General features: G+C 64.5%; 15 protein-coding genes. 10 read left to right on the forward strand and 5 right to left on the reverse strand.

Annotation, left to right across the window (positions count from 1 at the left end; translation table 11 throughout):
• Positions 1-127 precede the first annotated feature (127 nt).
• On the forward strand, positions 128-3,439 hold the full coding sequence (locus tag B5J99_RS04175) for a TonB-dependent receptor (protein WP_117351578.1): 3,312 nt from the start codon (positions 128-130) through the stop codon (positions 3,437-3,439).
• A 153-nt stretch (positions 3,440-3,592) separates the two neighbouring features.
• Here B5J99_RS04175 and thrS read toward each other — a convergent pair whose 3' ends face one another.
• Positions 3,593-5,590, reverse strand: coding sequence for a threonine--tRNA ligase (thrS, locus tag B5J99_RS04180; protein ID WP_069051920.1), 1,998 nt, complete (start codon positions 5,588-5,590; stop codon positions 3,593-3,595).
• 405 nt (positions 5,591-5,995) lie between these two features.
• On the opposite strand from thrS, the gene B5J99_RS19475 reads away from it, so the two are divergent.
• The 4 genes from B5J99_RS19475 to B5J99_RS04195 all read left to right on the forward strand — a co-directional run bounded on the left by B5J99_RS19475 (position 5,996) and on the right by B5J99_RS04195 (position 7,683).
• Positions 5,996-6,172, forward strand: a complete 177-nt coding sequence (locus tag B5J99_RS19475) for a hypothetical protein (protein ID WP_162892446.1) — start codon at positions 5,996-5,998, stop codon at positions 6,170-6,172.
• Positions 6,173-6,175: 3 nt separating this feature from the next.
• The gene (locus B5J99_RS04185) at positions 6,176-6,595 is read left to right on the forward strand and encodes a hypothetical protein (protein WP_054135702.1); all 420 of its coding nucleotides are present in this window, start codon (positions 6,176-6,178) and stop codon (positions 6,593-6,595) included.
• Entirely contained in the window at positions 6,595-6,786 is a 192-nt protein-coding gene (locus B5J99_RS04190) for a helix-turn-helix transcriptional regulator (protein ID WP_054135703.1), read from the forward strand. The genes B5J99_RS04185 and B5J99_RS04190 overlap by 1 nt, the downstream gene beginning before the upstream one ends.
• 129 nt (positions 6,787-6,915) lie before the next feature.
• A complete protein-coding gene (locus B5J99_RS04195) occupies positions 6,916-7,683 on the forward strand; it encodes an alpha/beta hydrolase (RefSeq protein WP_117351580.1) in 768 nt (255 codons plus the stop codon).
• A gap of 15 nt (positions 7,684-7,698) precedes the next feature.
• Here the strand turns inward: B5J99_RS04195 and B5J99_RS04200 are convergent, their stop codons facing one another.
• Positions 7,699-8,775, reverse strand: coding sequence for a class I SAM-dependent methyltransferase (locus B5J99_RS04200; protein ID WP_117351581.1), 1,077 nt, complete (start codon positions 8,773-8,775; stop codon positions 7,699-7,701).
• A gap of 4 nt (positions 8,776-8,779) precedes the next feature.
• Positions 8,780-9,658, reverse strand: coding sequence for a prolipoprotein diacylglyceryl transferase (gene lgt / locus B5J99_RS04205; RefSeq protein ID WP_083231464.1), 879 nt, complete (start codon positions 9,656-9,658; stop codon positions 8,780-8,782).
• A gap of 93 nt (positions 9,659-9,751) precedes the next feature.
• Here lgt and B5J99_RS04210 point away from each other — a divergent pair, with 93 nt between their 5' ends.
• Positions 9,752-11,464, forward strand: coding sequence for a class I adenylate-forming enzyme family protein (locus B5J99_RS04210; protein WP_054135706.1), 1,713 nt, complete (start codon positions 9,752-9,754; stop codon positions 11,462-11,464).
• A gap of 37 nt (positions 11,465-11,501) precedes the next feature.
• On the forward strand, positions 11,502-14,249 hold the full coding sequence (locus tag B5J99_RS04215) for a [protein-PII] uridylyltransferase (protein WP_117351583.1): 2,748 nt from the start codon (positions 11,502-11,504) through the stop codon (positions 14,247-14,249).
• Between the two features lie 10 nt (positions 14,250-14,259).
• Here the strand turns inward: B5J99_RS04215 and B5J99_RS04220 are convergent, their stop codons facing one another.
• Positions 14,260-14,529, reverse strand: coding sequence for a hypothetical protein (locus tag B5J99_RS04220; RefSeq protein WP_054135708.1), 270 nt, complete (start codon positions 14,527-14,529; stop codon positions 14,260-14,262).
• 104 nt (positions 14,530-14,633) lie between these two features.
• Complete coding sequence (locus B5J99_RS04225; RefSeq protein WP_117351585.1) at positions 14,634-15,941, reverse strand: adenylate/guanylate cyclase domain-containing protein; 1,308 nt, start codon at positions 15,939-15,941, stop codon at positions 14,634-14,636.
• A gap of 110 nt (positions 15,942-16,051) precedes the next feature.
• Between B5J99_RS04225 and B5J99_RS04230 the strand changes: the two genes are divergently transcribed.
• The 3 genes from B5J99_RS04230 to B5J99_RS04240 all read left to right on the forward strand — a co-directional run bounded on the left by B5J99_RS04230 (position 16,052) and on the right by B5J99_RS04240 (position 19,957).
• Entirely contained in the window at positions 16,052-17,224 is a 1,173-nt protein-coding gene (locus B5J99_RS04230; RefSeq protein ID WP_117351587.1) for an acyl-CoA dehydrogenase family protein, read from the forward strand.
• Positions 17,225-17,335: 111 nt separating this feature from the next.
• Complete coding sequence (locus B5J99_RS04235) at positions 17,336-18,628, forward strand: hypothetical protein (RefSeq protein WP_117351588.1); 1,293 nt, start codon at positions 17,336-17,338, stop codon at positions 18,626-18,628.
• A 93-nt stretch (positions 18,629-18,721) separates the two neighbouring features.
• Positions 18,722-19,957 carry a hypothetical protein gene (locus B5J99_RS04240; RefSeq protein WP_245991737.1) on the forward strand — a complete coding sequence of 412 codons (1,236 nt, stop codon included), beginning with the start codon at positions 18,722-18,724 and terminating at the stop codon, positions 19,955-19,957.
• Positions 19,958-19,962: the final 5 nt, after the last annotated feature.

Here is a 19,962-nt window from a genome sequence, read left to right on the forward strand (position 1 = left end):
ATATCCTTCACATTGTTTTCGCTTTTATGTCCTTAGCGCCGACTAGTGCGCCGCTCATCTCTTGATTGTGAGAGCGCTTTCATAGCCGCCAGTGTCCACCGGGCGGCAAGAAACGGGGAAAAGACACATGCAAATTCGCTATTATCTCGCAGCGAGCGCTGCGGCGCTCTCGCTGGCCACCGTCATGGCGGCCCCTGCGCATGCTCAGGAAACGACTTCGTCTATCCGTGGTTCCGTCACCGGCGACGGCCAGCCGCTAGTCGGCGCTGAAGTCCGCGTCATCCACACCCCTTCGGGCACCGTGGCTTCGACCGTCACCGATTCGTCGGGCACGTTCAGCGCATCCGGCCTGCGTCTCGGCGGTCCCTTCACCATCGAAGTGAACGCGCCGGGCTTTGAACAGTCGTCGGTCACCGACATCTTCCTGCAGGCAGGCCAGCCCTTCCGTCTGCCGATCGAACTGCAGTCGCAGGCCGTCATCGTCGTGACCGCATCGTCGATCGCCGCTTCGACCTCGCTGGAATCGGGCGCAGGCACCGTGCTGACCGCGCGTGACATCGCAGGCGTCTCGAACGTCAACCGCGACATCCGCAACCTGGCCGCACGCGATCCGCGCGTGAACCTCGATCCCACCAACGGCGGCGCGATCTCGATCGCGGGACAGAACAACCGCTTCAACCGCTTCACCGTCGACGGCGTCGCGTTCGGCGATCCTTTCGGTCTGGAAGCCGGCGGCCTGGTGTCGACCCGCGGTCCGGTTCCGCTCGATGCGATCGGCGAATTCTCGGTCGAAGTCGCGCCTGTCGACATCCAGCAGGGCTTCTTCCAGGGCGGCGCGATCAACGCGCAGCTCAAGTCGGGTTCGAACCGCTTTACGGGCCTTGCCGGCTTCTATTATGCCGATGACAGCCTGCGCGGCGACACCGCCCGCGGCCTGCGTCGCGCTGGCGCTTATGAATCGAAGATCTACACCGCGCAGCTCACCGGCCCGCTCATCAAGGACAAGCTGTTCTTCTCGCTGACCTATGAGCGGCTGCGTGACGTGGTGCCCGCACCCCTCGAACCGGCAGCTCTGGGCATTACCGATGCGCAGATCAGCAACATTTCGTCGATCGCGCAGAGCGTCTACAATTTCGACACCCAGGGCGTCGCCGGAAACATTCCGGAAAAGGACGACAAGTTCGTCGCCAAGGTGGACTGGAACATCGCCGACGGTCACCGCGCGACCTTCACCTACATCTACAACAAGGGCAACGTGACCGCTGGCCAGACCGGCATCGGTGCACTGGCGGCGACCAACCCGAATTTCGCCTTGCTCTCGAACAACTACAACCAGGGCGCCACCAACCACTTCGGCATCGTCCAGTTCAACGACCAGTGGACCGACAACTTCTCGACCCAGCTGCGTGCGTCCTACGCCGACTATGTCCGTCTGCAGCAGCCCTTCGGCGCCAATGCATTCGGTGAGTTCCGCACCTGCCTTGACCCGGTCTCGCCTGCTCCGATCACCGGTCAGACCGCTGCCCAGGCAGCCCTTGCCTGTTCTGCAGGCCAGCGCCAGCTGACCTTTGGTCCGGACGTCAGCCGCCAGGCCAACGAACTGGATGCTCAGTCGCTGAACATCGAGTTCCAGGCCACGCTGCAGCTCAACAACCACACGCTGAAGCTGATCGCCGAGCGCCGCACGCAGGACATCCGCAACCTGTTTGCACAGCGCGTCTCGGGCGCCTTCTACTTCGACTCGATCGCAGGGCTTCAGAACCGTCGCGCCAGCGAGCTCGACTTTGCCGTTCCGCTGCGCGGCGGCATCGACACCGTCACCGCCGAGTTCGAGAACAACAGCTGGACCTTCGGTCTGCAGGACACCGTTGATGTCACCGACACTCTGGTCGTGACCGCCGGTTTCCGCTGGGACCTGTTCGACTCGCCGGATCGCCCGTTCGTCAACAACGACTTCTTCAACCGCTTCGGCTTCACCAACGCGCAGACCCTCAACGGTCGCCAGCTGTTCCAGCCGCGCTTCGGCCTGAACTGGAAGCCGACCGATCGTCTGACCATCCGTGGTTCGGCCGGCCTGTTCGGTGGCGGCAACCCCAACGTGTGGATTTCGAACAGCTATTCGAACCCCGGTCCGACGCTGGGCCGCGCGCAGGTTCGCCGTGTGCAGGGCCTCAACGGTGCACCTGATACCTTCGCGATTGCAGGCATCACCGGCCTGACCGCCGCGCAGGTGCAGGCCATCGGCGCTGCCACGCTGAACAACGTCTCGGGCGGCACCGGCATCCCGCAGGCACTGATCGATGCGATCCGCACCACCGGCACCGCACAGGCACCGACCAACGCGCTCGACCCGAACTTCAAGGTGCCCTCGCAGTGGCGCGTTTCGGGAACCATCGACTATAACGCCGATCTCGGCTTCCTGGGCGACAACTGGAACTTCGGCGTCGATGTGGTCTATTCGAAGGTGAAGGACGGTCTCGAATGGACCGACCTGCGCTCGGTCGCGACCGGCGTTCTGCCCGACGGCCGTCCGCGCTACAGCGTGCTGCCCGGCCAGGGCGCGACCACCAACACCGACATCCTGATGACCAACCGTGATCAGGGTTACAGCTGGAACATCGTGGCCCGGTTCGACAAGCGCTGGGACAACGGCCTGCGTCTGGGCGGTGCCTATACCTACCAGCGTGCCAAGGATCTCAACCCGGGCACCTCGTCGGTGGCGTTCTCGAACTACACCAACTCGGCGGCAGAAGATCCGAACTTCTCGGCTTATGGCATCTCCAACTACCAGCGTGACGATGCCTTCCGTCTGGTGGCCGGATATGACGCAAAGCTGTTCGGCGACAACACCACCCGGTTCGAGCTGTTCTTCAACTCGCTCTCGGGCCAGCGCTACAGCTACACCTTTGCCGACCAGGCATCGGGCAACAACCGTTCGGCGGTCTTCGGTACCACCGGCACCAACAACCGCTACACCATGTATGTGCCCAATGTCGCCTCGGCGACGGCCGACCCGCTGGTCAGCTATGCGGCTGGCTTCGACTTTGCCGGCTTCCAGCGCTTCGTGCAGGGTTCCGAGCTGAACAAGTATCAGGGCCGCATCGCACCGAAGAACATCGGCAAGAGCCCCCGCTACAACAAGCTCGACCTGTCGCTGCGTCAGGAAGTTCCGTTCGTGCTGGGCACCAAGCTCGAACTGCTGGCGGACGTCGAAAACGTCCTCAACCTGCTCGACTCCGATTGGGGCACCATCCGTCAGGTTGGCTTCCCCTATTACGGCACGCTGGTGAACGTGACCTGCGTTGCGCAGGGTGCCAACAGCTGCGCACAGTACCAGTACGCCAACCGTACCGGCACGACCTTCCAGGCTCCGGCCGAAGCGGTGAACTTCAACGGTTCGCTGTGGTCGGTTCGCTTCGGCGCACGCATCACCTTCTGATCTAGCCTATTCCCTTCATGGGAGAGGATCGGGGCGCGGTGGTTTCGACCATCGCGCCCTTTTTCTTGGGCCATGTCTCGAGCGTTACGGACACGAAAAAGCCCCCTGTTCCGCCGTGGAACAGGGGGCTTTTTGATTGGCGAACGGTTGGGCTCAGCCCTTCAGATCGGGCGGAAGCGCTTCGTCCTTGAGCATAGCGACGACCTCGTCGAGGCTGAGGAACTGCTGCTGCTGCTGCCCCAGGCGGCGCAATGCCACGGTGCGCTGTTCGGCCTCCTGCTTGCCGACCACCAGGATGTTGGGGACGCGTCCAACCGAATGCTCGCGCACCTTGTAGTTGATCTTCTCGTTGCGCAGATCCTCCTCGACGCGGATTCCCGCCGCCTGCAGCGCTGCGACCACCTCGCGCGCGTAATCGTCGGCGTCCGAAACGATCGTCGCGACCACCGCCTGCACCGGCGCGAGCCATAGCGGGAACTTGCCCGCATAATGCTCGATCAGGATGCCGATGAAACGCTCGTAGCTGCCCAGGATCGCCCGGTGCAGCATGATCGGGCGGTGGCGGTTGCCATCCTCGGCGATGTAGCTGGCATCGAGCCGCTCGGGCAGCACGGTATCGGTCTGGATCGTGCCGACCTGCCAGGTACGGCCGATCGCATCGGTGAGGTGAAACTCCAGCTTGGGCGCGTAGAAGGCGCCTTCGCCCGGAAGCTCTTCCCAGCCCCAATCTTCCGTGTTGCGTCCCGTCGCGGCGACCGCATCGCGCATCGACTGCTCCGACCAGTCCCACATTTCGTCGGTGCCGAAGCGCTTTTCGGGGCGCAGCGCGAGCTTGATGGCGTAATCGCCAAAGCCCAGGTCCTTGTAGACGACATCGAGCAGGTCGCAGAACTGGCTGATCTCCTGGACCAGCTGGTCCTCACGGCAGAAGATGTGCGCGTCGTCCTGCGTGAACTGGCGCACCCGCATCAGCCCGTGCAGGGCGCCATGCGGCTCATTGCGGTGGCAGCAGCCCATCTCGGCGAGCCTGAGCGGCAGGTCGCGATAGCTCTTGATGCCCTGGCGAAAAATCAGCACGTGCGCGGGGCAGTTCATCGGCTTCAGCGCCATCCAGGCAGCATCATTCGACACCACCGGGCCTTCGTCCTCGGTGTTGGGCACCTCGTCGGGGATGACGAACATGTTCTCGCGATATTTGCCCCAGTGCCCGGACTGCTCCCACTGGCGCGCATCCATCACCTGCGGTGTCTTGACCTCGAGATAACCCGCGGCATCGAGACGGCGGCGCATATACGCTTCGAGCGCCCGGTAGATCACGAAACCGCGCGGGTGCCAGAACACGCTGCCGTGCGCCTCGGCCTGCAGATGGAACAGGTCCATCTCCGCGCCGATCTTGCGGTGGTCGCGCTTGGCGGCCTCTTCCAGCCGGACCAGATGCGCATCGAGCTGCTTCTTGTTGAGCCAGCCGGTGCCATAGATGCGCGAGAGTTGCGGGTTGCGCTGGTCGCCGCGCCAGTACGCCCCCGACACGCGCGTCAGCTTGAACGCAGCAGGATCGAGCCTGCCGGTCGAGGCGAGATGCGGCCCGCGGCACATATCCATCCACTCGTCGCCCGACCAGTAGACGGTGATCTCGTCGCCCTGCGGCAATTCGGCGGCCCATTCGGCCTTGAAGGTCTCGCCCTGCTCGGTCCAGCGCGCGATCAGCGCGTCGCGCTCCCATACTTCGCGGCGCAGCGGCTTGTTGGCGGCGATGATGCGGCGCATCTCCGCTTCAATCACCGGCAGGTCCTCGTCGGTGAACGGGCGTTCCTTTGGCGCAAAGTCGTAATAGAAGCCATCGTCGGTCGAAGGGCCGAAAGTGATCTGCGTTCCCGGGAACAGGCTCTGCACCGCTTCGGCCAGGATATGCGCGAAATCGTGCCGCGCCAACTCCAGCGCATCGGCCTCGTCGCGCGCGGTGACCAGCGCGAGCTGCGCATCGCCCTCGAACGGCCGCATGATATCGCGCAGCTCGCCATCGACCCGCGCGGCGATTGCCGCCTTGGCAAGGCCGGGGCCGATCGCGGCCGCGACATCCGCCGGAGTCGACCCTTGCGGCATCTCGCGCACCGAACCATCGGGCAGGCTGATCTTCAGAAGCTCGGACATATTGCGTGTCTTTCCTGTCGCTTGTTCCTGCGCCATGGCACAATCCGGCGCAGCCCAAAAGGGGCCAAGTTTCAGCGCCTGGGATGAAAAGGAAGTGCGAGGAGCCGACGCCAGAGCCACCCGCACCGGGCGGCTGGAACGTCGCAGCAATCAGCCCGCGACGAACCGCCCCCGGTTGCCCGGAGTGGTGGTAGTCGCAAGGGTTGTGCGGATGCTCGCCATGGGCGGGGTATAGCGGGGATTGGCAGGCGAGTCACTAGGGCGGGTGCAACTGCTCACCCCTACCGCTTGCGGGAGGGGAAAGGACCATAGACGACAAGCTCCCCAAACCTTTTATCAAGGTCACTTGACATTCCCCCTGTAAAAAGACAATGTTCCTTTACATCGAATCAAGGGAGCTTGACCATGAATGCTTATTTCCACGCGCTGTGCTGGGCGCTTGCCATGATGGGGCTGGCGGTGCTGAACACCTTTGACGTGATCACCGACGGCACGGCGCAGGCGCTGTTCACCACGCTGCCGATCCTCGCGGTGATCTCGATCAACGCCAGGGGCTGCTGCGTGCGGCGCAAGGCCGCCTGACCGATGCGCGCCAACGATCATCCGGCGATGCGCCGCTACATGAAGCGCATCATCCCGATCACGATTGCCTATATCGCCGCCATTGCGCTCGCCACCGCGCTGGTGCCCGACAACGCCCCGGCGAGCGCGCTGACCATCGGGCTGGCGCTGCTTCCCGGGATGGCTGCGCTGGGCTGGCTGTGGGCGATGGGGCGGCTGCTGATCGAGCTCGACGACGAATATCTGCGGATGCTCGAGGTGCGCAAGTTCCTCGTCGCCACCGGCGCCACGCTCGCCATCACCAGCGTGTGGGGTGTGCTCGAACTCTATTCGCCCGAGGTGCCCAAGCTGGGGGTGTTCTTCGTCTTCCCGATCTGGTGCATCGGGCTGGCACTGGGCCAGCTGGTCAATCGCTTCGGCTTTGGCGATCCGGGGCCCTGCTGATGAAGAACCGGCTGAAAGTGCTGCGCGCCGAGCGTGACTGGACCCAGGGCGACCTTGCCGACGCACTTGCGATCTCGCGTCAGAGCATCAACGCGATCGAGACCGGCAAATACGACCCCTCGCTGCCGCTGGCCTTCCGCATCGCCGACCTGTTCGAGCTGCCGATCGAGGCGATCTTCCTGCGCGATTGACGGGCGCCAGTTATAGCCCTCGCGCGAGATCTGTGGGCCCACGCCTCTCCCCTCCTGCCTGCGGGAAGGGAGAGGCAGGTGCCAGACACCCCTCTGGCCTCTCCCGGTCGGGTCGGTTAAGGCGGTGGCATGAACCATCCCAGCACCAGCTTCCTCGACCGCGGCGATCGCCCGCGGCTCGTTTATCACCACCGCCGCGCCGCGCCGGACAAAGCCGCGCTGCCGACTTTGGTGTTCCTGCCCGGCTATGCCAGCGACATGACCGGCACCAAGGCGCTCGCGCTCGATGGCTGGGCGCAGGCCGAGGGGCTGGCGATGCTGCGTTTCGATTATGCCGGATGCGGATCGAGCGGCGGGGACTTCGAGAGCCAGTCGCTGGCCGACTGGCGCGATGATGTGCTGGCGCTGATCGACACCGTGGTCAGCGGCCCGGTGGTGCTGATCGGCTCCTCGATGGGCGGCTGGCTGGCGCTGCTGGTTGCGCTGGCACGGCCGGCGCGGGTGGCAGGGATCGTCGGCATCGCTGCGGCGCCCGATTTCACCATGTGGGGCTTCAGCCAGGAAGAGAAGATGACCATCCTCACCGAGGGACGGCTTGAAAAACCCAGCGAATATGGCCCCGAGCCGATGGTGACCACGCGCACCTTCTGGCAGTCGGGCGAAGGCAACCGGGTGCTGATCGGCGAAATCGCCATCGATTGCCCGGTGCGGCTGATCCAGGGGCAGAACGACCCCGATGTGCCGTGGCAATATGCGCTGGAAACGCAGAAGCAGCTGCGCAGCCAGGACGTGCAGCTGTTGCTGATCAAGGACGGCGACCACCGGCTGTCGCGCGATGGCGATATTGCGCTGCTGATCCAGACCGTGGGCAATCTGCTGGGCAGCCTTGACGGCTGACCACCTGGCAGAACCTTATCCGGCAAACCCTTCGCCCTGCGGCCAGCCGGGGCCGCGATAGGCCAGCACCTTGAACAGCGCGCCCATCTGGTCAGGCGAAACCAGCCGGTCGAGCGCATCCATCAAAGCCTGCGCCTGCGATGGCTGGGTGCGGGCCAGCGTCGCTGCGCGCTCGCCGATGCCCAGCGCCATCAGCCAGTCGCCCTGCCCAACCGGCCCCAGGCAATCGACATCGCCCGCCAGCGCGATCTGCTTGAGTTGCGCGAAATCGACCAGAGCGGTGAGATCGGCGAGGCCCGGATCGGCAAACGGATCGACCTTCTGGTGCGCGCGCACCGCCTGCAGCGTGCTGCCGGTCTGCGGCGCGCTGTATCCGTAATCGATGAACAGTGCGGTGCCGCTCTGCGCCTTCAGCCGCACCGCGATCTCATAGGCCATGCCGCTGGCCGCCGGGCAGGTTTCCAGGATCGTCCCCAACGGGCTGTCGGCCAGCGCGGCAGGGACCGCGGTGTCCATCGGCCGCGCACCCGCCACGGGCAGGAACCGCTCGCCATTGTGCAGCACCACACGCTCGCGCCAGCCCTGCTCGGCGCGGACGATCTGGCGGACCGGAAGCGCATCGAGAAATTCGTTGGCGACGATCAGCAGCGGCCCTTCGCGCGGCACGCTGTCCAACCCGTCGTGCCAGGTCGCCTGCGGGATCAAAGTCTGCTGCGCATGGCGCAACCGGCTGCTGCCCTCGATCAGATGCACCGCCGGGCGGAAACCGAAGCGTTCGGCCACGCGCAGCGCATCGCTTGCCAGCGTGCCGCGACCGGGGCCGAATTCGACATAATGGCACAGCGCAGGCTTGCCCGCGCGCTGCCACTGGTCGGCGAGCCACAGCCCGATCATCTCGCCGAACATCTGGCTGATCTCGGGCGCGGTGATGAAATCGCCCGCGCTGCCCAGCGGATCGGCGCGGTTGTAGTAATGCGCGTTGGCCTCGGCCATGTAGTGCGCGACGCTGATCGGCCCGGTCGCGCCGATCAGCCGCCGGAAGATCGCCTCAAGACCGGTGTCTTCAGGGCCGATGTCCTCTCGCGCGTCCACGTCGTCACGCCGTAACGGGCAGCGGCTTGGCGACGCGGTTGCGCGAGCTGATCATCAGATACAGGCCGATAAGGATCATCGGCACGGTGAGCCACTGGCCCATGCTCATGCCGGTGCGTTCGGCAAATTCAATCAGATGCGCATCGGGATTGCGGAAATACTCGACGATGAAGCGGCTGGCGCCATAGCCTGCCAGGAACACGCCGCCCAGGAAGCCGGGGCGATGGCGCACATCGGTCTTCCAGAACAGCACCGCCAGGATGATCGCCAGCAGCGCGCCTTCGAGCCCGGCCTCGTAGAGCTGGCTGGGGTGGCGCGGCAGGCCTGACGGATCGGTGGGGAAGATCACCGCCCAGGGCACATCGGTGGGGCGGCCCCAGAGCTCTGCGTTGACGAAATTGGCGAGCCTGCCGAACAGCAGCCCGAACGGCACCACGCAAGCGACATAATCGCCGACGCGCAGATAGCTCAGGCCGTTGCGCCAGACGAGATAACCGATCGCGACCAGAACCCCGATCAGTCCGCCGTGGAACGACATGCCGCCCTCCCAAACCTTGAACACCGCAAGCGGGGTTTCGAACAGATCGGGCCGGTAGAACAGGACATAGCCCAGGCGCCCGCCCAGGATGATACCCAGCGTCGAATAGAGCATCAGGTCATCGGCATGACGCTGCGCCATCGGCGCGCCGGGCTGGCGGAGCATGCGGCCCATGTACCAATAGCCCAGCAGGATGCCGAACAGATAGGCAAGGCTGTACCATTTGAGCTGGAACGATCCGATGCTCAGCGCGACCGGCGAGAGACCCAGCTCCTCGAAGCGGATCGGAGCGGACGTTACGGCAGCGGCAATGTTGGCGGCAAGCGCTGAAATTGGCAGGATCAAGGCTTTTCCCCACGGGTTTTACTGTCCATAAGGCCAGTAGGTTAGAAAACGCCATAAGGGCTGTGGGCCTGAAGCGAAAGAGGAGAGATTTTGATGGCAACCGAGCTGGACCAGATGATGGACGAGGCGATCCAGGCGCTGACCGGCGAAGGCGGCATGCTGCCTTTGACGCATTTCGAGAAATACGGCCAGCAGCTGCCCATGATCGCGTCGGCCCCGCCCGCGCTGTCGCATTTCTTCGCCTATTTCTGCATGCAGCATGCCGACACCGAATTTCTGGTCGACGGCGACACCCGCCTGACCTTCGGCCAGAGCTATGCCGCCGCGCGCCATGTCGCCGCCGCGCTGATCGCGGGCCATGGCATCGCCAAGGGTGACCGCGTCGGCATTGCCGCGCGCAATTCGGCCAACTGGATCATCGCCTATATGGGCATCTTGATGGCCGGCGGCGTCGCGACGCTGCTCAACGGCTGGTGGCAGGGGCCCGAACTGTGTGCCGGGATCACCGATGTCGGCTGCAAGCTCGTGCTCGCCGATGACCGCTGCGCCAAGCGGATCACCGAATGCGGCAATATCGGCGATGCCCGCGTCGTCGTCTTCGGCCATGACGGCCCGCCCGAAGCCGGCCTTGCATCGGTGCTGGCGGCCGGCGGGGATGCATCGACCGAACTGCCCGAACTGACCGGCGATGACCTTGCCACCATCCTGTTCACCTCGGGCTCGACCGGCCAGTCCAAGGGCGCCTTTTCCGACCATCGCGGCGTGGTCCAGGGAACCTTCAGCTATGTCGCGCAGACGCTGATGGCGCTCAACATCGTCACCCGCCAGGGCAAGCCTCCCGAAGGCCAGCCCGCCACGCTGCTCAACGTGCCGCTGTTCCACGTCACTGCCGAGGTGCCCGTGCTGCTGCAGAGCTTCGTCATCGGACGCAAACTGGTCCTGATGCCCAAATGGGATGCCGAAGAAGCGATGCGGCTGATCGAGCGCGAGAAGATCAGCTATTTCGTCGGCGTGCCGCTGATGAGCTATGAGATCGCGCAACACCCCAACCGCGACAAATACAACCTCAAGAGCTGCGTCACCTTTGCCGCAGGCGGCGCGCCGCGTCCGGTCGAGCACGTCAAGCGGATCAAGGAGACGATGGACTGGGCCTTCCCGATCCTGGGCTATGGCCTGACCGAAACCAACGGCATCGGCTGCGGCAACTTCAACGAGAACTACATGGCCAAGCCCGACAGCACCGGCCAGGCCTCGCGCCCGCTGGTCGATCTTGCGATCCTCGACGATACCGGCCATCCGCTGCCCACCGGCGAAGTCGGTGAGGTCTCGATCCGCTCGATCGCCAATTTCCTGGGCTATTGGGACAACCAGGCCGCGACCAATGCCGCGATCATGCCCGACGGCTATTTCCGCACCGGGGACCTGGGCTATCTGGATGCCGATGGCTATCTGTTCATCGTCGACCGCAAGAAGGACATCATCATCCGCGGCGGCGAGAACATCAGCTGTGTCGAGGTCGAGGCGGCAATCTATGCCCATCCCGATATCGCCGAAGCCAGCGTCTTCGGCATCCCCGACGAGCGGTTCGGCGAGATCGTCGGCGCGGTCTATGTCGTGCGCGATGGAGCGAGCCTGACCGATGCGCAGCTGACCGAGTTCCTCTCGAGCCAGCTGGCCGCGTTCAAGGTTCCCGCCAAGCTCTGGCAAACCGCCGATGCACTCCCCAGATTGGGAACGGCGAAGATCGACAAGGTCGGCCTGCGCAAGACGTACCAGGCCATGGCCAAGGCAGGAGCCAGCAGCTGACCCTATTTCCGCCCTTCCCCCGTTTACGCCAACGCCCATGCCTGTGACCACCGTCGCCAACCAGCGCGCGATCATCGATCGGCGCGCGCTCGATGCGCGCATCTGCGCGCTTGCCGAAGAGCGTGGCGACAAGGCGCGGATGGATGTGGTGGGGCTGCTGCGCGATGCGCTGGCGGACGGGCGGGCGGAGATCGCCAGCCGGCTGGTGGCCAACCCCGCAGGCGGGCACGAATGCGCGGCGGCGCAGTCCTTCCTGATCGACCAGATCGTCCGGCTGATCCACGATTATGTCGTGCGCTATCAATATCCGGTCGCCAACCAGAGCATGGGTGAGCATTTCTGCATCGCGGCGGTGGGCGGCTATGGCCGCGGCGAGATGGCGCCGCACAGCGATGTCGACATCGCCTTCCTCACCCCGATGAAGAAGAACAGCTGGACCGAGCAGGCGATCGAGGCGGTGCTCTACATCCTGTGGGACCTGGGGCTCAAGGTCGGCCATTCGAGCCGCTCGATCGACGAGATGGTCCGCCAGGCCAAGGGCGACCTCACCATCCGCACCGCCTTGCTCGAAGGCCGCTATGTCTGGGGCGACCAGGATATCTATCGCGAGGCATCGGTGCGCTTCTGGAAGGAAGTCGTCACCGGCACCGCGCGCGATTTCGTCTCGCAGAAGCTGGAAGAGCGCGACGCCCGGCACAAGAAGATGGGCGACAGCCGCTATGTCGTCGAGCCCAATGTCAAGGACGGCAAGGGCGGTCTGCGCGATCTGCACACGCTCTACTGGATCGGCAAGTACATCCACCAGGTTCGCTCTGCTGCCGAGCTGGTCGATGCAGGGTTGCTCACCATGACCGAGTTCCGCGGCTTCCGCCGCTCGGCCAACTTCCTCTGGGCGGTGCGCTGCCATCTGCACGACATCACCGGGCGCGCCGAGGACCGGCTGACCTTCGATCTGCAGCGCGAGGTGGCCGCCCGCATGCGCTTTGCCGACCGGCCGGGCAAGTCGGCGGTCGAGCGGTTCATGCAGTATTTCTTCCTCAACGCCAAACGCGTCGGCGACCTCACCGGCGTGTTCCTTGCGCAGCTCGACGACCAGTTCGCCGCGCGTGACCGGCGCTTCATTCCTGCGATCCTGCGCCGCCGACCCCGCAAGCTTTCCGGCTTCATCCTCGATCGCGGGCGGCTGGCGCTGCCCCGGCCCGATTTCTACCGCGAGGACCCGGTGCGGCTGATCGAGATCTTCCAGCTGGCCGACAAGCACAAGGTCGAGATCCACCCCAGCGCGATGCGCCAGGCGAGCATGGACGCAGGCCTGATCGACAAGCACGTGCGTGCAGACCCCCGCGCCAACGCGCTGTTCATGGATGTGCTGTGCAGCCCGCGCGATCCCGAACTGGTGCTGCGCTGGATGAACGAGGCGATGGTGTTCGGTCGTTTCGTTCCCGATTTCGGCCGCGTCGTCGCGCAGATGCAGTTCGACATGTACCACCATTATACGGTGGACGAGCATTCGATCCGTGCGATCGGCCTGCTCGCGCGGATCGAATCGGGCGAGCTCAAGGACGATCATCCGCTCGCCTATGACGTGATGCAGAAGCTGATCAGTCGGCGGGTGCTGTTCGTCGCCACGCTGCTGCACGATATCGCCAAGGGCCGACGCGGCGACCACAGCGTGCTGGGTGCGGACGTGGCGATGAAGCTGTGCCCGCGGCTTGGCCTTACCGAGGCGGAGACCGAGCAGGTCGCCTGGCTGGTGCGCTATCACCTCTTGATGTCGGCCACCGCCTTCAAGCGCGACCTCACCGATTACAAGACCATCGCCGATTTCGCCGCGATGGTGCAGAGCCCCGAACGGTTGAAGCTGCTGCTGGTGCTGACCGTGGTCGATATCCGCGCGGTGGGCCCGGGCATCTGGAACAGCTGGAAGCGCCAGCTGCTGGGCAATCTGTTCGAATCGACCGAAGAGCTGCTGCGGCTGGGCCACAAGCAGCATGGACGGCGCGAGCGGGTGCTGGCCAAGCAGGAGGCGGTGCGCAGCATGGCGGGCATCGACGAGGGCCGATTCACCCAGATCGCGCGCAAGCTGGACGACGCCTATTGGATCGCCGAGCCCGAGGACATCATCGTCCAGAACATGCGGCTGATCGATGAGCACGACACCGAGCCGCTGACGGTCACGGCCGAATTCTACCCCGCGCGTGGCGCGACCTTGGTGACGGTGAGCGCCGCCGACCATCCCGGATTGTTCTATCGCATCGCCGGCGGAATCCATCTGGCGGGCGGCAACATCATCGACGCGCGCATCCACACCCGGCGCGACGGCATGGCGCTGGACAATTTCCTGGTGCAGGACCCGCTGGGTCGGCCTTTCATGGAAGAAAGCCAGATCACCCGGCTGAAGAACGCTATCGCCGATGCGCTGGCGAACCGGGTCGCGCTGACCCCACGGCTGATCGCCCGGCCCACCGCGCGCCCACGCACCGAGGCGTTCAACATCGCACCCGTGGTGCTGGTCGACAACAAGGCCTCCAACCGGTTCACAGTGATCGAGGTCAACGCGCTCGATCGGCCCGCTCTGCTCAACCGGCTGGCGTTCGCGCTGTTCGACCTCAAGTGCATCGTCCACTCGGCGCATGTCGCGACCTATGGCGAGCGCGCAGTCGATACCTTCTACGTCACCGATCTGCTGGGCGACAAGATCGACAGCAAGTCACGGCTGAAGACGCTGGAAAAGCGGCTGCTGGCCGCGGCATCCGAACAGGTGCCGCAGGCGGTCGCCGCATGACTTTTCGGGCCTAGATCTTGCCGGTGAGAATGGCCCAGCCGGCCAGCGCGTTCATTCCGGTATAGACCAGATACGAGGGCAGCGCGATCGTGTAGCCCAGCGCGGCAAAGCTCAGCGCCGAAAGCAGGATCAGGAATTCGAGCAGATAGCTGCCATAGCCGCCCATGAATCGGCCGAACGCCGCGCGCATCTGCAGTGCCATCGGGTGGTCCGATTCCATCGTCGCCTTGTGCAGCGCGAAATTGGCGATGCCACACAGGAAGATGATGAAGGTTGGCATAACGCCTTGTTAGCCAGCTTTTGGGAGGCTGCCAATTGTCGTAATGGCCGCGCCACATCCTGTCGCCGCTGCCGTCTTTGCGGTAAGCACGCACAGCGAGGACATCATCCCACCAGCCGGATGATCTCCGCGCTGGGCTTTTCCGCCAGCCGATAGACCGGCATCTCGCCGACGCCCTTGAGGGTCAGCATCTGCGGCAGCTCGAAATGCCGGTCGCCGCGGCCGCGCATCCAGGTGGTTTCGGAAACCGCGATGCCGTCCGGGTTGGCGGCGCCCTCGATCCGGCTGGCGATGTTCATCGTCTCGCCCCAGTAATCATAGGCCATGCGCGTTTCGCCGATCACGCCGCCCACCACGGGACCTGTGTGGATGCCGACCCGGATATGCAGATCGATGCCGGTGGCCGCGCGCAAATCGGGCAGCCCCGCGATCACCGCCTCGCCGAAGCGGATCGCGGCATCGGCGCTGTTGTGCGACGGGTTGTTGCCGCCGCTGATCGCGAGATACGCATCCCCGATGGTCTTGACCTTCTCCACCCCGGTATCGGCGGCGCATTTGTCCGCGAGCAGGAAGAAGCCATTGAGCAGATCGACCAGATGCCCCGGCGAGATGCGCCGCGACAGATCGGAAAAGCCGCAGATGTCGATGAACACCACCGAGACATCGGGATAGCTGTCGGCGACCACCTGCCCCGCCTTCAGCCGCGCCGCGACCGCAGGCGGCAGCACGTTGAACAGCAGTTCCTCGGTCTTGGCGCGCTCGGCCTCCAATGCGTCGGAGAGCAGGAAGGTCTGCCGGTGCGCCTGCCCCACCGACCAGTTGAGCAGCACCATCACCGCCGCGCTGGTGCCATACGCGAGCGTTGCATAGATGAACGGGATCATGTCTGCCTCGGTCACCAGCATGATGCCGAAATAGACCACGGCATGGCAACCGAGCCAGGCGGCGAACCAGCGCATCTGCCCGGCAAAGGCAATGGCGGCAAAGGCCATCACGATCAGCCCGTTGATCGCGATCGACGCGTGCAACTGCACCTGCGCGCGCTGCATTTCTTCGAACAGCAGCGCGTTTTCCGCCATGATCAGGAAGGCAACGCCGAGCAGGCTGGCAAAATCGATCATCGGGCGGCTGGCATAGCCGCGCCATGCGGTCGCGGCGGCATAGCCTGCCAGGATCACCAGCGCGGGCACCAGCATCAATGTGAAGCGCAGCTCGTCCTGGCGGCTGAAATATAGCGGATTGACCAGCGCATAGCCGACCAGCATCGCAGCAAGAAAGCCCGCAAACAGCCGCATGTGCACCACGCGCGCAGTACGCTCGCCGGTGACGAAGCGGTGTTCGAGCGCCGCATCGAGGAAACGTCCGCTCAACGTGTGTGCCGTATCGGGCGCGGTCTGGTCCTGCTGCATCATGCCCCCTCATAGGACGGTTCAGCCATCCGCATAGCGCAATAACACGGGAGAATTGACAAACCGGTAACGGCGCCCCAGCCCTTGGGGCAAAGACCACAAGAGGATGCCCGATGACCGACTTCGACGACTGGCGCGCGCGCTCGCCCTTTTACGACGACAGCCACGAGGCGCTGGCGCAATCGGTGCGCCGCTTTGTCGAGCGCGAGATCGCGCCGCATATCGACCAGTGGGAGGCCGACGGCGAGCTGCCGCGCGACCTGCATCGCAAGGCCGCCGAAGCCGGTATCCTGGGTCTGCGCTACCCGGAAACCTATGGCGGCCACAGCGAGGGCTTCGACATCTTCCACTCGATGACCCAGACCGAGGAGCTGGCCGCGGTGGGTGCGGGCGGATTGACCGCATCGCTGATGACCCATGGCATCGGCCTGCCCCCGGTGCTGGCGCTGGGCAGCGAGGAGCTCAAGCAGCGGATCGCGCCGCCGGTGCTGGCGGGCGAGAAGATCATTGCGCTCGGCATCACCGAGCCTTCGGGAGGATCCGACGTCGCCAACCTCAAGACCCGCGCCGAACGGGTGGGCGACCATTACGTCGTCAACGGATCGAAGATGTTCATCACCTCCGGCATGCGCGCCGACTGGCTGACCTGCGCGGTGCGCACCGGGGCCGCGGGCGCGGGCGGCATTTCGCTGCTGCTGATCGACATGACCGCGCCCGGCGTCACCCGTACCCGGCTCGACAAGATGGGCTGGCGCTGTTCGGACACTGCGGCGATCTATCTGCAGGACGTGCACGTGCCTGCCGAGAACCTGATCGGCCCAGAGAACGGCGGCTTCATCGGCATCATGCGCAATTTCAACAGCGAGCGACTGGGCATGGCGATGGGCTGCTGCGCCTATGCGCGGGTGTGTCTCAAGGAAGCGGTGGAATGGGCGCAGACCCGCGAAACCTTCGGCAAGGCGCTGGTCAAGCACCAGTCGATCCGCATCAAGCTTGCCGACATGGCGCGACGCATCGCCGCCACCCAGGCGTGGGTCGATCAATGCGCGTGGGCGGTGGAAAATGGTCGCGATCAACCGGCGGATTTCGCGATGCTGAAAGTGCAGGCGACGCAGATGCTCGAGATCGTCGCGCGCGAGGCGGCGCAGGTGCTGGGCGGGGCGAGCTACATTACCGGTTCCAAGGTCGAGCGCATCTACCGCGAGGTCCGGGTCAACGCGATCGGCGGCGGATCGGAGGAGATCATGCTCGATCTGGCGGGAAGGCAGCTGTTCGGCGGCAAATGATCCGGAATGGATGGTGCTTCGCCTTCAGTCGCTCCGATTTGGTCCCGCTTGAACTGGCGCAGGGCATGAGAACCAAGGCCTAATACTTCCTGAAGCCCGGGGAGAGCCGCCATGCGTCTGTTGCAAGAAGAACAGTATATCTCGCGCATCTATTATGAATCGATGCGCGACAATTTCGAAGGCTATGCCTGGAAAGCCGAAGACGCCGAAATTGCAGACGGAGCAGACTTGAGCGAAAGCAACGCTATGAAGCGGGCGATGCTGGCGGACCTGAAAACCGAGTTTGCCGCGCTCGATCCACTGCAGGGGAACAACCCGACGCTCGGGCAGCTGTTCAAGATCGAGCTGGCGCTGGTCTGGCTGGTGCCCAAGACCGCGCTGCAAGCGCGGTTCTGGACGATCGAAGACCGGTTCCGGCGGGTCGTGCCGACCAGCGTCATCGCCTCCTACGAGGCAAGCTTTGCTCCCGGATGGATCGATGCGCTGCCGGACGAAGTGCTGCGCCAGCGCGCGCGCAATCTGCTCGATGTGATCCACGCCAATTACCTGATCAACTTGGCGCGCGAAAACTCGATCCGCCGCCTGATGGTCATTGTGGGGGCATCGGCGGTTCTGGTCATGCTGCTGGGCACCATTTTCATTTCGTTGGAAGCCGAGATGGCGCAGCACGGGCTGGTTGCGATCATCGCGGCCGGCATGCTCGGCGCGATGATCTCTATTCTCCAGCGGTTGCAAAAGGCGACATCGCGCGATGCGATGGTCGAGGATGGCATTTTCGAGCTTATCGGTCTCAGGATCGGTTGGGTCAGCGTGCTGAGCTCCATCGGCATCGGCGGAGTGTTCGCACTGTTTCTGTATATTCTGGCAGCCGCCAATCTGCTGGAGGCGCTTTTGCCCGATTTCAGCGCGCCCGATACGCCCACCGGCACCGGTGGCAGCGACGAGCTGGCAACGGAAGGAAAGTCAGCAAGCGACCGCATCGGAAGCGCGAGCGATCAGACAGCCAATGGCGTGGTGGATAGCGGCTCCGATGCCTCGTCGGCGGAGGGTGCCTCCGACTCCCAACCCGCAGCGTCCGGAGACCCTGCGCCCACTAGCGAAGCCAGCCTCGCTCCGCAAACCGAGAGGGAAGGAAACAACCCGACCGGAGCCGCCATATGCAAGGATTCGAAGGACGCCTGTCGCACCTGGGTTGAGCGGGTGACCCTATCGCTCGGGATGCATGACACGGCACAGTTCTACAAGATGGTGGCGCTTGCCTTTGTTTCAGGATTTGCCGAGCGTTTCGTTCCGGACATCATCAACAAGCTGGCCAAGCAGAATCCGGCCGCCGAGACAGGCCCGGCGAGCCTCGCAGCATCTCCCGGAAACGCAAAAAGCGACAACACCCCCGCCACTGGATGATCTGACTCACAGCAAGGAGGACTCCCTGAAATTACAGGACAATGCTATCAGGCGAGTCGCCTGCATGTCCCTCCATGTTTCGGGAGTCTGTCCATGCCCAGTTTCACGTTTCGCAAAGCCGCGCTGTGTCTTTCTGCAGCCACCATCGCCGCGCTGGTCGCGAGCCCGGTCAGCAGCCAGCAGGCGGCCAGTCCCATTGCCCGCTACGATATGGATGTCGGCACCGTCACCGGGCTCGCCGCGATGGGCAGCGGCATGGGGGCCGGCCTGTCGATGATGTTCGGCGGCGGCGGCAACAAGCAGATGCACGAGCTGATCCTGCGGCTCGGGTCTTCCCGCGCCCCTGCTGCGGGCGCACCCAAGGCGGATCACTTCATGCCGCCCGTCGCCAAGCTTGGCGCATCGGTGCCGCTGCTCAGCCCCAAGCCCGGCACCCGCACCGACGATGTTCCGCAAGATCTTCCTAAGGATTTCCAGCGTCCCAAGGGGCGGCTGCTGATCTACTGGGGCTGCGGCGCCAAGGCAGGACCGGGCCAGCCGGTGGTGATCGATTTCGCCAGGCTGTCCGCAGGCCAGGTGCCGCCCGACCTGTTCGCAGGCGCGATGCCGATTGATCGGTCGGTCAGCCCGGGCAATTCGAAGACCTTTGGCGAATGGCCCAATGCCGACACGCGCAAGCTGGTGAGCGCGGACAGCTCGCTACTGGGCGAACACCGAATCGCGGGCAATTATGCGCCCGAGATCAAGTTCGCGCTGGCGCAGGACTTCATGCCCGCGATCACCGGCAAGGCCAGCCCGATCGCGGGCGGGGCGACCCAGATCAGCTGGAACTCGGTCACCAGCGCGACCGGCTATTACGCCTGGGTGATGAGCGCCAAGGCCAACAACAAGGGCGAGTTCCAGGACATGGTGTGGTGGTCGTCCTCGGCCTCGCGGCAGTTCGGCGGGGCCTTGTGGGACTGGATCGCCCCGGCGCAGGTGGCAAAGCTCATCCAGCAGCAGGTGGTGATGCCGCCATCGCAGACCAATTGCACTGTACCGGCCGAGGTCACCGCAGCAGGCGGAGATTTCTCGCTGGGCAATCTCTATGCCTATGGCCCGGAAGCGAACTTTGCCTATCCGCCGCGTCCGGCCAATGCCAAAACACCGTGGAAACCCGAATGGACAGCGCGGGTGCGCTATCGTTCCAACTCGACCTGGCTGCTCAACGGCCCGGACATGGATGCGATGATGCGCGGCGGCGAGGAAGCCGAGCAGCCGCGCAAGAAGAAGAAATGCAAGGGCGGGCTGGGCGGCCTGCTCGGCGCGGTCACCGGGGATGGCTGCTGACCGAT

The sequence above is a fragment of the Blastomonas fulva genome (assembly GCF_003431825.1).
GTDB lineage: Bacteria > Pseudomonadota > Alphaproteobacteria > Sphingomonadales > Sphingomonadaceae > Blastomonas > Blastomonas fulva.

Bases quoted from the DNA above. Each gene is read 5' to 3' on its own strand.
- B5J99_RS04215 (WP_117351583.1), top strand. From the start codon at position 11,502: ATGCCTGTGACCACCGTCGCCAACCAGCGCGCGATCATCGATCGGCGC.
- B5J99_RS04190 (WP_054135703.1), top strand. From the start codon at position 6,595: ATGAAGAACCGGCTGAAAGTGCTGCGCGCCGAGCGTGACTGGACCCAG.
- thrS (WP_069051920.1), bottom strand. From the start codon at position 5,590: ATGTCCGAGCTTCTGAAGATCAGCCTGCCCGATGGTTCGGTGCGCGAG.
- B5J99_RS04235 (WP_117351588.1), top strand. From the start codon at position 17,336: ATGCGTCTGTTGCAAGAAGAACAGTATATCTCGCGCATCTATTATGAA.
- B5J99_RS04185 (WP_054135702.1), top strand. From the start codon at position 6,176: ATGCGCGCCAACGATCATCCGGCGATGCGCCGCTACATGAAGCGCATC.
- B5J99_RS04195 (WP_117351580.1), top strand. From the start codon at position 6,916: ATGAACCATCCCAGCACCAGCTTCCTCGACCGCGGCGATCGCCCGCGG.
- B5J99_RS04210 (WP_054135706.1), top strand. From the start codon at position 9,752: ATGGCAACCGAGCTGGACCAGATGATGGACGAGGCGATCCAGGCGCTG.
- B5J99_RS04220 (WP_054135708.1), bottom strand. From the start codon at position 14,529: ATGCCAACCTTCATCATCTTCCTGTGTGGCATCGCCAATTTCGCGCTG.
- B5J99_RS04240 (WP_245991737.1), top strand. From the start codon at position 18,722: ATGCCCAGTTTCACGTTTCGCAAAGCCGCGCTGTGTCTTTCTGCAGCC.
- B5J99_RS04230 (WP_117351587.1), top strand. From the start codon at position 16,052: ATGACCGACTTCGACGACTGGCGCGCGCGCTCGCCCTTTTACGACGAC.
- B5J99_RS04225 (WP_117351585.1), bottom strand. From the start codon at position 15,941: ATGATGCAGCAGGACCAGACCGCGCCCGATACGGCACACACGTTGAGC.
- B5J99_RS19475 (WP_162892446.1), top strand. From the start codon at position 5,996: ATGAATGCTTATTTCCACGCGCTGTGCTGGGCGCTTGCCATGATGGGG.
- B5J99_RS04175 (WP_117351578.1), top strand. From the start codon at position 128: ATGCAAATTCGCTATTATCTCGCAGCGAGCGCTGCGGCGCTCTCGCTG.